The organism is Euzebyella saccharophila (genome assembly GCF_014855495.1).
Classification (GTDB): domain Bacteria; phylum Bacteroidota; class Bacteroidia; order Flavobacteriales; family Flavobacteriaceae; genus Euzebyella; species Euzebyella saccharophila.
The window spans coordinates 960,023-972,788 of sequence record NZ_JACYFJ010000002.1 but is presented as its reverse complement, the minus strand read 5'-3'; the positions used below and the strand labels follow the sequence as shown (position 1 = coordinate 972,788).

General features: G+C 42.9%; 12 protein-coding genes. 11 read left to right on the top strand and 1 reads right to left on the bottom strand.

The genetic code is table 11. The annotated features are described in order from the left end of the window. Nucleotides 1–113: 113 nt before the first annotated feature. The 11 genes from IL355_RS19370 to IL355_RS10580 all read left to right on the top strand — a co-directional run bounded on the left by IL355_RS19370 (nt 114) and on the right by IL355_RS10580 (nt 10,239). Nucleotides 114–287, top strand: a complete 174-nt coding sequence (locus IL355_RS19370; protein ID WP_317175487.1) for a cation transporter — start codon at nt 114–116, stop codon at nt 285–287. Between the two features lie 226 nt (nt 288–513). Next, entirely contained in the window at nt 514–954 is a 441-nt protein-coding gene (locus tag IL355_RS10625) for a hypothetical protein (protein WP_192462077.1), read from the top strand. A gap of 80 nt (nt 955–1,034) precedes the next feature. Continuing rightward, complete coding sequence (locus IL355_RS10620; RefSeq protein ID WP_192462076.1) at nt 1,035–2,219, top strand: TolC family protein; 1,185 nt, start codon at nt 1,035–1,037, stop codon at nt 2,217–2,219. Nucleotides 2,220–2,289: 70 nt separating this feature from the next. Beyond that, complete coding sequence (locus IL355_RS10615) at nt 2,290–2,529, top strand: hypothetical protein (RefSeq protein WP_225621183.1); 240 nt, start codon at nt 2,290–2,292, stop codon at nt 2,527–2,529. A 20-nt stretch (nt 2,530–2,549) separates the two neighbouring features. Continuing rightward, nucleotides 2,550–4,052 carry an efflux RND transporter periplasmic adaptor subunit gene (locus IL355_RS10610; RefSeq protein WP_192462074.1) on the top strand — a complete coding sequence of 501 codons (1,503 nt, stop codon included), beginning with the start codon at nt 2,550–2,552 and terminating at the stop codon, nt 4,050–4,052. A gap of 12 nt (nt 4,053–4,064) precedes the next feature. Then, complete coding sequence (locus IL355_RS10605) at nt 4,065–7,148, top strand: efflux RND transporter permease subunit (RefSeq protein WP_192462073.1); 3,084 nt, start codon at nt 4,065–4,067, stop codon at nt 7,146–7,148. 101 nt (nt 7,149–7,249) lie between these two features. After that, nucleotides 7,250–7,621 (top strand): ArsR/SmtB family transcription factor, encoded by a 372-nt coding sequence (locus IL355_RS10600; RefSeq protein WP_192462072.1) that lies wholly within the window; start codon nt 7,250–7,252, stop codon nt 7,619–7,621. A gap of 1 nt (nt 7,622) precedes the next feature. Further along, nucleotides 7,623–8,234, top strand: coding sequence for a mercuric transport protein MerTP (gene merTP, locus IL355_RS10595; RefSeq protein WP_099545058.1), 612 nt, complete (start codon nt 7,623–7,625; stop codon nt 8,232–8,234). Nucleotides 8,235–8,238: 4 nt separating this feature from the next. Then, entirely contained in the window at nt 8,239–9,588 is a 1,350-nt protein-coding gene (locus IL355_RS10590) for a dihydrolipoyl dehydrogenase family protein (protein ID WP_380081230.1), read from the top strand. 9 nt (nt 9,589–9,597) lie between these two features. Then, nucleotides 9,598–9,804: a GDCCVxC domain-containing (seleno)protein gene (locus tag IL355_RS10585; RefSeq protein WP_099545062.1), complete on the top strand. Its 207-nt coding sequence runs from the start codon at nt 9,598–9,600 to the stop codon at nt 9,802–9,804. Nucleotides 9,805–9,870: 66 nt separating this feature from the next. Beyond that, nucleotides 9,871–10,239, top strand: coding sequence for a metal-sensitive transcriptional regulator (locus tag IL355_RS10580; RefSeq protein WP_099545064.1), 369 nt, complete (start codon nt 9,871–9,873; stop codon nt 10,237–10,239). A 78-nt stretch (nt 10,240–10,317) separates the two neighbouring features. On the opposite strand, the gene IL355_RS10575 is transcribed toward IL355_RS10580, so the two are convergent. Continuing rightward, on the bottom strand, nt 10,318–12,765 hold the full coding sequence (locus IL355_RS10575) for a TonB-dependent receptor (protein ID WP_165776566.1): 2,448 nt from the start codon (nt 12,763–12,765) through the stop codon (nt 10,318–10,320). Nucleotide 12,766: the final 1 nt, after the last annotated feature.

Below are 12,766 nucleotides of genomic sequence, written 5' to 3'. Positions count from 1 at the left end.
TGCCTGTAAAGATGGCGCGAAAACATCTATCTGGCGATCCAAAAGCTATTTAATCATGGTTACGGCATTTGCAGGACTGATGCTTACATTCCCTTGTTGTGCAAATATATTCTATGCACTGCCCAATTAAGGATATAGTCCATACCTCGAAATCCAATATGGTTCAGCACACAATTGATGTGGAGGGAATGACCTGCACAGGGTGTGAAGTCCATGTAAAGAGCAAGATCAACAAATTGGATGGCATATTATCGGTCAAGGCAAGTTCGAAAGTGCGAATATCCTAGTCGAATACGATAAAACCAAAACCGATTTGGCCGTCATTCGGAAAGTGATAAACAGCACAGGCTAAAAAAATGGGGAATAATTAGAATGGAAGTAACATTCATTTTTCCTATAACCTGCCCCAATTGCTGACAAAAAAAGAAGAGTGGCATCAGCTCGTATTCGGTTTCGGTATGAAACCAAATCTTAAAAATCATAGATAATTAATTTTCATTAGCTTTGCAATCGATGCAAAAAGCAAACAAAATATCGGCGTATTTTTTCTTAGGCATTTTCAGCCTAATGATGCTGCATCAAGCTTTTCCACACGTGCACCATCAGCACGAGAACTCGCATTCCCATTCGGATTTCGCACATACCGGGGAACACCATCATCATGATGATAGTTCCGATGAAGATGAAGAATCCCCTTTTGGTTTCTTCGGGTTCCTTATGGGTATGCACGTGCATTCGACCGTATCCAGCGATATCGTCGTACTTAAAAGGAACACGGTAGAGCAGCAGACCCTAGTGGACAAGGACGTTGTAAAAAGTGCCAGCGAGGTTCGACGACCCTTTTTAATCGATGATGGGCAAAACGGCGAACGGCCTCTATACCATCCCCCCAACACCTATTTCAATCCCTATCTTTCTAACCCCGATCTGCGGGGCCCTCCCAGTTTAGGTTAAACCGAACGGACAGCAACCGCTATACCAAATAGACGGCAGTGTTCCATTTATAATTCAGGTTGAACCTAAAATCACAGACCATGTACAAATTTCTTGCGTCCGCACTATGCGGATGCCTGTGCTCCGTTGGTGGTTTTGCTCAAACCGATACCACGGGCGAACTACTTGACGGCATAGCACAAAACAATGCCGAACTCAAGGCCTATCGTGCCTTTATAGAAAGTCGGCAACTGGAGAACAGGAGCGGCAACAATCTGCCCGACCCGCAGCTTTCCGCGTTCTATCTGCCCCATGGCGACAACAGCGGGGTGGAATATTCAGAGTACCAAATTTCCCAATCCTTTGAATTCCCGACCGTTTATGCGGCAAGGGGGAAATGGAACGATCAGCAGGCTCAGGAACTGGAAACCGAATATGACAGACGACGACAGGATGTGCTCTTGAAGGCCAATAAACTTTTAGTGGACTTTACGACCCTGCAAAAGCAAAAGGAGTTGGAACGCACAAGGCGCGAACAGAGCAAAAGGGGGTACGATCAGATCCGGGAGCTTTTCAAAAAAGAGCAGGTCGGCATCCTTGACCTGAACAAGGCCAAGATTGCTTGGATTCAGGAACAGTTCGTCGTGGAGCAAACAGAGATCGAGATCCGGAACGCCCTTATCCTTTTGGAAAAACTGAACGGCGGCGAACCCATCGATCCGGACGCTATCGGTCTACAGGAAGATATCGAGGTCGAAAGCCTTGAAACGCTCTGGCAGGCCAAAATGGCCCAAGACCCCGAATTGCGGAAGCTTGGCATCAACGAATCCGTTTCCAGACAAAAGATAACATTGGAACGTAACAAGGTACTGCCGGATCTTACCGCCGGATACAACTACCAAGGGGTCAGCGGCAATAATTTTTCGGGGTTTTACGGGGGCGTTTCCATACCCTTATGGAACAGCAGGAACAAGGTAAAGGCCGCCAAAACCGGTTATGAGTATCGAAAGTCGCAAACAGAGGCCGTTACGGCAACACTTTACGCCGGTTTTCGGGAACAGTACAACCGGTATCAGCTTTTACTTAAAAAGTATCGGGAATACCGGAAAACCATGGAATCGCTGGATAGCGAATCCCTTTTGTTCAAGGCATTTCAACTGGGCGAACTCTCGTTTATGGACTATTATGTAGAGCTCCGGTTTTATAGGGATGCCCTTGATACCATGCTCCAGATGGAAAAGGAACTTTACCAGCTCAAGGCGGAACTTTTAAAACATCAACTATAAATCATTAAAATATAAACAAATGAGAATTTCAAAATCAATATTCGCAATAACGCTCGCATTCACATTTCTGATGGCATCGTGCCGGGAAACACCCTCCAAAAAAGAGGAGTCCACAGAAGAGCATGGGCACGAACACGATGCCGACGGAAACCATATGGACGCCGAAACCCCGGAACAGGAAGAATTTCAGGTAGGAAAAGATTCTATGGCAATAAAGACAAAAGAACACGGTCCGGACGGAAGCCATTCGAATGACGACGGTTCCGAGACCCACGAACACGAGGATGGTTCCCAACACCACGACCACTAAATCCCTAAGAACAGAAAAAGATGAAATATATACTCATAGCGTTCGCCTTTTTGGCAATGTCCTGTAACAACAAGGCAGAAGATGCGCACGCCCACAATGAAGATGGTAGTCACGTGGGAGAAGAAATTCCACGCCTATCACATACCCTTTGGACGGATCAGACCGAACTGTTTGTAGAGTATCCTGCTTTGATAGTAGGAAATCCGAGCAAGTTTGCAGCCCATTTTACGGTGTTGGACAAGCACCAACCCGTTCGGAAAGGTTCGGTTACGGTCAGTTTGATTAAGGATGATAGAGGCATTCGCAATACGGCAGAAACACCTTCATCCCCAGGCATATTTTCGTCTGCCATCCAACCTAAAGAAGCTGGTAAGTATCAATTGGTTTTTGAACTGAAAACGCCAGACTATTCAGATAAAATAACGATTGATGATGTTACGGTATATGCCAATGCAGACGAAGCCATAAAAGCTTTGGGTACTGCCGAAGATGATGGGAGCATTTCGTTCTTAAAGGAACAGGCTTGGAAAATCGATTTTCAAACGTCGCCCGTGGTTTCAGGTAAAATTTATGATGTCATCAACACCTCCGGAGTTTGGATGCCCTCGCCCGGTTCTGTAAAGTCCTTGGCAGCAAAGTCCAATGGTGTAGTTGACTTCAAAGTAAGCAATCTTACGGAAGGTACAGCGGTTAAGAAAGGCGAGCTCTTAATGAGTTTGAACAGTCAAGGCTTAGCTTCCAACAATTTGAGTACGGATATTGCTTCCGCGAAAGCGAAATTCCAACAGGCCAAATCTGAATACGACCGAAAGAAAGAGCTCTACGAATCCAAGATTGTCCCTAAATCTGAGTTCGAGAAAGTAGCCAGCAATTTTGAGATTGCCAAAGCCAACTATCAATCATTGGTATCGGGCGTTTCTGGAGGCAGCAAACAAATTCGAGCGCCTTTTGATGGCTTTATCAAATCCATAACGGTTTCCAATGGCGATTACGTAGAACAAGGCGTGGCACTTGTAAATATTGGAACGCATCAATCCAAAGTTTTAAATGCACAATTAGCACCCAACTACGGACTAACAATGGAGAACGTACAGGGCATTTGGTATCAAACTAAAGATGGGCAATGGAAAAGTGTAACCGAAGCAGATGGTAAAATTCTTTCCATTGGTAAAAATGTAGAACGTGAAAACCCGTTGATTTCAGTTTTTGCGCAAGTAAATGCAGAGGTCGATATGCCAGAGGGAAGTTTAACGCCCGTGCAAATTGCAATGGGAAATGCGACCCAAAATACTATGATTCCTGTGAATGCCTTATTGGAAGATTATGGAAGCTATTCTGTTATCGTGCAACGTTCGGGCGAAAGTTTTGAAAGGCGGCCCGTGAAAATAGGAAAACGTAATGGCGAGAATGTAGAAATTATTCAAGGCTTAAAAGTTGGCGAAGTGGTGGTAACCACAGGAGCATATCAAGTTAAAATGGCTTCAATGTCTGGTTCAACACCTGCACACGGTCACGAACATTAAAAGCGAAGAGAAATGTTAAACAAAATATTATCAATTTCACTTCAAAACAGACTGCTCATTCTATTGGGAGCGGTTGCATTGAGCGTTTTGGGCATTTACTATGCACGTACTATGAACGTCGATGTATTCCCAGACCTTACGGCACCAACGGTAACAATTCTTACCGAAGCGCACGGAATGGAATCTGAAGAAGTAGAAAAATTAGTAACCTATCAATTGGAAACAGCCTTAAACGGTTCGCCAAATGTGAGACGAATCCGTTCGTCATCAGCAGCAGGAGTTTCCATTGTTTGGGTAGAATTTGAATGGGGAACCGATATTTATAGAGCACGCCAAATTGTAAGTGAACGTATCCCTATGGTAAGGGAAAATTTGCCCGAAGGAATTGGCGCACCCACGATGGCACCTATTTCGTCCATTATGGGCGAAATAATGTTGTTAGGCGTAACGTCCGATAGTCTTTCGCCAATGGAATTAAGAACCTTATCGGATTGGACAATTCGCCCACGCATAAAAGCGATTGGCGGCATAGCCAATGTAGTGGTCATAGGTGGCGATTACAAACAATACCAAGTATTTGCCAATCCTGAAAAGATGAAGCATTACAATGTGAGCCTTTCCGAATTGGTAGAATACGTTAAGGAAGCAAACCAAAATGCACCGGGCGGTATTGTTAATCAATACGGTAATCAATACATCATAAAAGGTAGTGGTAGAGCTTATGCAATTGAGGATTTACAGGAGGCTGTTCTCAAGGAAGTGAATGGTCAAACCATCAAAATAAAAGATGTGGCAACGGTTCAAATAGGTGCTGCCGATAAAATTGGAGATGGTTCATTGAATGCAAATCCAGCAGTAATTCTGACCATTTCAAAACAACCCGATGTCAACACGTTAGAACTGACAGACCGATTGGATGAAGCCATTGCCGATTTGGAAAAAACCTTGCCAAAAGGTGTCAATATTAAAAGTCAAATCTTTAGACAGTCCGATTTTATTGATGCTTCCATTAGCAATCTAAATATGACCCTTTTAGAAGGTGCTTTTTTTGTAATGATTATCCTCTTCATCTTTTTAATGAATTGGAGAACGACCTTAATTTCCTTATTGGCAATTCCTATTTCATTATTAGTGTCCATCATCATTTTAAAGTGGTTGGGCTACACCATTAATACGATGAGTTTAGGTGGTATGGCCATTGCGATTGGTGCATTGGTGGACGATGCCATTATTGATGTGGAAAACGTCTATAAACGCCTTCGCGAAAATATCAGAAAACCAAAAGCAGAACGGGAATCGACAATTACGGTTGTGCGAGATGCTTCCGTGGAAATACGAAGCTCCATCATTATTGCAACGCTTATCATCATCGTTTCATTTGTCCCCTTATTCTTTTTAAGCGGAATGGAAGGTCGTTTATTACAGCCGCTGGGAATCGCATTTGTGACGTCAGTATTGACCTCGTTGATTGTTGCCGTAACCGTAACCCCAATTTTATGTTCCTATTTATTGAACAATGAAAAATTGTTGAAGAAACAATCCGAAGGAACCCGTGTGGAACGTTGGTTACAGGAGCATTATGGTAACCTTTTGGAACGTGCGACAAAAATACCCAAATCGATTATAGGCGTAACTGTCATTGCATTTGTATTAAGCCTTTTGGTCGTAACGCAATTGGGAAGAAGTTTTCTGCCGGAATTTAATGAAGGTTCTTTGGTAATTAGTGTGGTCGGTCCACCGGGAATGTCTTTGGAAGAAAGCAATAAGACAGGTAAGCTGATAGAGACCCTATTACTGGATATGCCCGAGGTGGAAGTGGTAACACGAAGACAAGGTCGTGCCGAACTGGACGAACACGCACAAGGCGTTAATGCTTCGGAAATTGATGTTCCTTTTGTTCTCGAAGATAAAACCAAGGAAGAATTTTTTGAGGAAGTCCGGAATAAATTGAGCATCGCACCTGGTGTCAATATTACATTGGGACAGCCCATCGCACACCGTATCGACCATATGCTTTCGGGGACACGTGCCAACATTGCCATAAAAATATTCGGTTCAGACTTACAACGTTTGTTTGAAGTTGGTAAAAGCGTGGAACAGAACATCAAGGAAATTGATGGATTGGCAGATGTTGCGGTTGACCAACAAATTGAAGTACCGCAAATACGCATCAAGCCCAAACGTCAAATCCTTTCGGCCTATGGAATGACCGTCGGCAATTTAATGGAACAAGTGGATATTGCTTTTGCAGGCGAAGAGGCTGGCGAGATTTATGAAGGGCAACAGTATTTTGATTTGGTGGTTCGATACGAAAAACCGTTTCGGGATAATATTGAAACCATCGGGAATACTTCAATCAGTTTGCCGAATGAAGGTCAGACCACTTTGGGCGAATTGGCAACCGTTCAATCCGTGAGTAGTCCAAATACGATTAATCGAGAAGATGTACAACGTAAAATCGTTGTCGCTGCCAATGTTCAGGGCAGGGATTTGAGGAGTGCCGTGGAGGAAATACAAGAAGTGGTTTCCAGTAATGTGAATATGCCAGAAGGCTATCGAGTACAATATGGTGGACAGTTTGAGAGTGAGTCCAAGGCCTCGCAGTTACTTTTGATAACTGCCATCATTGCCATAGTGATTATTTTTCTGTTACTCTATTATGAATTCAAGGATGTAAAACTGGCATTCGTAGTGTTGATAAATCTGCCTTTGGCTTTAATTGGTGGTATCTTGATCGTCTATTTTACATCGGGAATCATAAGCATTGCAGCAACCATTGGTTTTATCAGCCTTTTCGGAATTGCTACTCGTAACGGTATTTTATTGGTATCACGATATGAAGATTTAAGAAAGGATGGCAAACAAGGGTTTCAGTTGATTAAAACCGGAGCTTTGGATAGATTGAATCCCATCTTAATGACTGCCTTTACCACAGGTCTGGCATTGATACCATTGGCTTTAAAAGGTGGCGAACCGGGAAGTGAAATACAAAGCCCAATGGCGGTGGTCATTTTGGGTGGTTTGTTATCTGCTACTATTTTGAATTTGATTGTGATTCCTTGTGTTTATCAATTGATGGTTTCAAGAAATAAATAGTCTTTAGTACCCCTTTTAATCGAAAGGGGATTATGACATTGAATATATTTAAGTATTTGCTTAAATAATTATATTAATATATCTTTGTGAAAAACAGTACTATGGCACTTGAATTAAGTTGTACACGCGCCGAGGCCGACCAAAAGCAGCTAATGCGTTGTCGGGAAACCTTGGGAACAAACTCAGAGGCGATTGTCGAAATCAGCAAAGTGTTAGCCCTGGCCGGTAACGAAACACGGTTAAAGATACTATTCTTGTTGAATGAGGAAGGTGAGCTTTGTCCCTGTGATTTTGCCGATATACTTGAAATGAGCGTGCCCGCAATTTCACAGCACATACGTAAAATGAAGGATGTGGGATTGATTTCTTCGAGACGTGAGGGGCAAACCCTGTATTATTCATTGGTCCGGAATCACAACGAAGTATTGGACAATGTATTTATCAAAATTCAGAAAAACAAAAAGGTAGCATAAAATGGAAACAGGAAAAACCTCGAACAAGGTCGCCTATGCAGGAATATTGACGGCCATAGCGGCATCAATATGTTGTATAACCCCGGTTTTGGCTTTGATTGCGGGAACTAGCGGAATCGCATCCACCTTTTCTTGGGTAGAACCTTTTAGACCTTATCTCATTGGTCTAACAGTTTTGGTGCTTGCTTTTGCCTGGTACCAAAAGCTAAAGCCAAAAACACAGCACGAAATTGATTGCGCCTGTGAAGATGAAGGGAAACCTTCCTTTCTGCAATCAAAAAAATTCTTGCTCGTTGTAACGCTCTTTGCGGCGTTAATGCTGGCATTTCCTTATTACTCCGGAATTTTTTATGCCCAACCCTCAAAGGACATCGTATATGTGCAGCAGGAAAGTATTGTTGAGAAAACCTTTACAGTGGAAGGAATGACCTGTACGGGTTGCGAAAACCACGTAGAGAGCGAGGTCAACAAGTTGGATGGTATACTTTCCGTGAAGGCCAGCTATGAAGAGGGCAGTACAATAGTCAAATATGACAGTACCAAAGTTACCGAGGAACTAATCATAAAAGCCATCAACGGCACTGGTTATAAAGTAACGGAAAACAATGGGTGAGGCCGTGACTAAAAAATTCGATGTCTTTGTTATCGGTTCGGGTATGGCCGGTATGACCATAGCCAACAGATGTGCCTCAAAAGGGCTTTCGGTCGGGATTACCGACGAACTGCCCTATGGCGGTACTTGCGCACTGCGCGGTTGCGACCCCAAAAAAGTGATTATCGGCGCAACGGAAGTGCGTGATTTTGCAAAAAGACTGAAAGGAAAGGGCATTGATGAAATTCCCGAAATCAATTGGCAGGATATAATGGCATTCAAGCAGACCTTTGTTGACGAAATGCCGCCGAAGATTGAGAAAGGCTACAAGAAAAATGGCATCGAAACCTTTCATGCTTCTGTAAAATTCGTTGACAATGACACGCTTCAAGTGGGGCAAGAAACGATTCAGGCAGATAAAATTGTAGTGGCAACCGGCTCAAAACCTAAAGTTTTGGATTTCGAAGGCGGGGAACTTGCCCTGACCAGTACCGATTTTCTGAATTTAAAGAAATTGCCCAAATCTTTATTGTTTATCGGAGGCGGTTACATAGCCTTTGAATTTGCCCATATCGCCGCTCGCTCCGGTGCCAATGTTACGATAGTGCACCGAGGCGAAAGGCCCCTGGAAAATTTTGACCCCGATATAGTTTCACATCTTGCTACGGCAACCGAGGATTTGGGAGTAAACTTGGTTCTGGAAACTGAAGTGACCAAAATTGAAAAAATCGATAAAGGCTATTTAATTAGTGGCACTACCAACGGGAACGTGAATCAATTTGAAGTGGAAGCCGTATTCAATTCGGCCGGAAGGCCTCCCGCTATTTTCGATTTGGAGTTGGAAAGAGCAAATGTCGCCTATTCCAATAAAGGGATTTCGGTCAACAAATACCTTCAGAGCACTTCAAATCCCAATGTGTACGCCGCAGGGGATGCAGCGGAAACGGAAGGATTGGCTTTGACACCCGTGGCCGTAATGGAGGGACACGTAGTATCTTCCAATATCCTAAAGGGAAATTCCAAAGAAGTGGATTATCCCCCGATGCCGACGGTGGTATTCACCTTGCCTACAATGGCATCCGTCGGAATGACAGAAACCGAGGCCAAAAACAGTGGTCTTGAATTTAGGGTAAACTATGATAAGGTTGATGATTGGTTCAACGCAAGGCGTCTGAATGTCGAAGAATATGCATACAAGACAATAATTGACAAAAATAACGGTACGGTTCTAGGGGCACATCTTATCGGGCCACACTGTGAGGAGACTGTTAACCTATTCGCGATGGCAATAAAGACCAAAATGACCGTAAACGATTTAAGGACGATGGTGTTTGCCTATCCGACCATGGCCTCTGACCTAACCTATATGCTTTAAAATTCAAATATGGAAACGATATTAAAATCTACCATTACTTGCCCAAAGTGCAGTTTTAAAAAAGAGGAAGAAATGCCTACAACGGCCTGTCAATTCTTCTATGAATGTGATAATTGCAAAGAAATCATAAGACCAAAAGAAGGTGATTGTTGTGTCTATTGCTCATATGGAACCGTAGCCTGCCCACCAATTCAGGAAGGCTCTGGTTGTTGCTAAATAATTTCAGGATAAATTTGCAGACCACCCCCAAGACAGTTATATATTGACAAAAATTTAAGACCAATGATACCGAGAGATTTAAGTAAAGATATTAAAACAAGGCTTCAGGGCATCAGTGGGCAACTTGGAGGTCTCATTAAAATGCTTGATGAGGATGCCGACCCCGACAAAATATTGATTCAATTTAAAGCAGCGCAAAAAGGACTTGATAAAGCGCACTTCCTTTTATTGGATGAAACCTACCGAAAGGCACTGGCCATAAAAATCTCCGAAACCGTGGAAGCCTGTCCTGGTGATTGTGGTAATGAAGATCGGATTGAATTTATACGAAAACGATTCCCTAATTTGGGACTCGATTCGCTTACCTCTAAAATGAAGGAAATTGATGCACTTCACAAGAGGCTTGACATTGACAAAAATCAGGAACGGTAGTTGGTAAATCCGATCTTCAGCGACTATTTTTGTAATATATTTTGATGAAATCCAAATTTAATCCCAAATAAAGATTGCCTAAAATTTAAGTTGCAGGAGCGCATAGAAGGTACGTGGTAAACTTGGTATGATCCCCGGACCCGGATAACCTGTAGCCCGGCGCGTAAAATAGCTTTCGTCCAAAACATTGTTGATCCCTGCCTCCAGTTTAAACCGATTGTAGGTGTAGGAAAAGGAAAGGTCCAAAATGTCATAGGCAGGTATCTCGCCTACAATACCACTCTGGCTTTCAAAATCCCTGGGTGAATTAGTCGCATCGGTAAACTGTTGGCCCAAATAAGTATATTGCAAACTCCCCAAAAAGTCTTTATAACCAAAATTTAATCCTGTTTTTAGGTTAATGCCGGGAATAAACTCGACTTTTTTACCCCTTACATTATTTTCTTGGGAAGCCGTATATTTTGAATCTGTTAGGGCCAGATTGACAAAAGTACCGAGCTTGATATCATTTTTTTCTGTGGATAGGGTTTCCCATATATTCCAGTCCACAAAACTTTCAACGCCATAGGAAACGGCATCGCCTATGTTCCCTCTAAACCGCTCCTGCTGGATATCACTTACTTCCCTTATTATAACTCCCAAACGGTCTTTGTAACTTAAAAAGAATGCACCCACATCATAGGAAATGTATTTCTTTATCCGCCCGCGAGCCCCTATATCAAAAGTATATCCTTGCTCATCTTTGATGTTGGGGTCTACGGTCAGTGACGGATTGGTAATTCTAATATCGTTAAAAGTAACCGAGCGGTAATTCTGACTTATATTCCCGTAAAGTTCTAGCGTTTTATGAGATTTATAACCCAACCCAACACCCAATAAAACAAAAGAACGTTCAAAATCACGGTTATCCGCCATCTCTTCGTTTAAGATGGGGTTACCTGCAATATCAAAGTTGATTCGCTTAAATGCGCCCCTACTTCTGGTCTTTATATATTCAAACCGTAGTCCGGGAGTTACCGAAAATTTTTCGGAGACCTTAAAGATATTTTCGGAAAACAGGGCAAGGTTCAAGTTCGGAAACCTAAAATCGCTTTGCCTTGGGTAGTTGGGATAGGTCTGTTCTTCAAAATTAAAATTGGCGTTGCTGCCGTTGCTGCCTGGACCCTGCCGTTCCGTATTATTGGATTGGTAGTACTTTCCACCAAAAAGCAACGAATTCTCTTTTCCGAAAAAATTATACCGCGTTAACAAACGGGCTTCTGCCCCCCAATTGTTAAAATTACCTACTATCAATTCCCGTGGAGCCTCCAGATCATCTTCCTGTGAAACCCTGTTTTCGCGAAAACCAACCGATTTCCTATAGGCATCCAGGGCAAAGAGGTTGAGGCTTAAATCGGTTTTATTATCAAAAGCGTGTTCCAAGCGGATTGAGTATAGTTTCCAATCAACATTGAACCAATTACGTGTTCGGTTGCTAAAGCTTGGATCTTGTTCAAACTGTTTATCGGTAAGACCACCTGGTTGTTGCGCTAGATAATTTAAATAGCTTGCTTCAAAGGAAATGGCGGTTCTTTCTGTAAGGGAATAATCCAAATGTGCGTATCCATTGAAGGATTCAAACTGCGAATTGGGACGAAAACTTTTTCCTTTTTTATAGTTGAAAAAGGTATAATAACCGACTTTTCCCAAGGCTCCACCTAAGCTATTAAAACTGGTGAACAAGTTATAAGAACCTAAGGATTGCCGGGATATCCACTCTATTTTCCTGTTGGAGTCGGGTTGTTTCAGCTTAAAATTAATAAGGCCTCCAAATTGTGTCCCGTACTGCAAAGAAGCTGCACCTCTTACCACTTCTATCTGTTCTATTGATTCTGGGGGTGGGGTATAGTAACTTTCAGGATACCCTAAAACATCGGCGGAAATATCGTAACCGTTCTGTCTGGTATTGAAGTTTGCACTGCGGTTGGGGTTGAGTCCACGCCCTCCAATGTTCAATTGCAGCCCGGCATCGTTGTTTTCATAGATATTGAGCCCGACCACTTGAGCGTAAATCTGCCTGGCATTCCCGCTGGCAAGATTAGCGGTAAGGTTACTTACCAGTACCACTTCGTTCTTCTTGCCAGCATAAATGGCAGTTCCCTCAACGTCCCTTAATCGTTTTAGGGCAAAAATGCGTTCTTTCCTTTGGGTAACCACTACTTCAGAAAGTTCTACGCCCAAAGATTCAAGTTCTAAGTGCAGCGAGGTATCACCAGAAATGCCGATTACGTGATCCCGTATGGCAAACTCGTACGCAAATACGGTAATAGTATAGGTTCCTTTAGGGATGTTCTGAAATTTGAAATCCCCAAAATCATTAGTGACGGTTGATTTTCTTAGGGAGGTGAGATACACTTCAGCATTTGGGACGGGTTCGTTGGAAGCTGCGGAAACTACTTTTCCCTGAACTACAAATTGTGCAAGCATCGCGGAACTGGTGAAAGCAAAAATTAGTGCCACAATTATATATCCCTTTTTTAAATACATT

Bases quoted from the DNA above. Each gene is read 5' to 3' on its own strand.
- IL355_RS10605 (WP_192462073.1), top strand. From the start codon at position 4,065: ATGTTAAACAAAATATTATCAATTTCACTTCAAAACAGACTGCTCATT.
- IL355_RS19370 (WP_317175487.1), top strand. From the start codon at position 114: ATGCACTGCCCAATTAAGGATATAGTCCATACCTCGAAATCCAATATG.
- IL355_RS10575 (WP_165776566.1), bottom strand. From the start codon at position 12,765: ATGTATTTAAAAAAGGGATATATAATTGTGGCACTAATTTTTGCTTTC.
- IL355_RS10580 (WP_099545064.1), top strand. From the start codon at position 9,871: ATGATACCGAGAGATTTAAGTAAAGATATTAAAACAAGGCTTCAGGGC.
- merTP (WP_099545058.1), top strand. From the start codon at position 7,623: ATGGAAACAGGAAAAACCTCGAACAAGGTCGCCTATGCAGGAATATTG.
- IL355_RS10620 (WP_192462076.1), top strand. From the start codon at position 1,035: ATGTACAAATTTCTTGCGTCCGCACTATGCGGATGCCTGTGCTCCGTT.
- IL355_RS10615 (WP_225621183.1), top strand. From the start codon at position 2,290: ATGGCATCGTGCCGGGAAACACCCTCCAAAAAAGAGGAGTCCACAGAA.
- IL355_RS10625 (WP_192462077.1), top strand. From the start codon at position 514: ATGCAAAAAGCAAACAAAATATCGGCGTATTTTTTCTTAGGCATTTTC.
- IL355_RS10585 (WP_099545062.1), top strand. From the start codon at position 9,598: ATGGAAACGATATTAAAATCTACCATTACTTGCCCAAAGTGCAGTTTT.
- IL355_RS10610 (WP_192462074.1), top strand. From the start codon at position 2,550: ATGAAATATATACTCATAGCGTTCGCCTTTTTGGCAATGTCCTGTAAC.
- IL355_RS10600 (WP_192462072.1), top strand. From the start codon at position 7,250: ATGGCACTTGAATTAAGTTGTACACGCGCCGAGGCCGACCAAAAGCAG.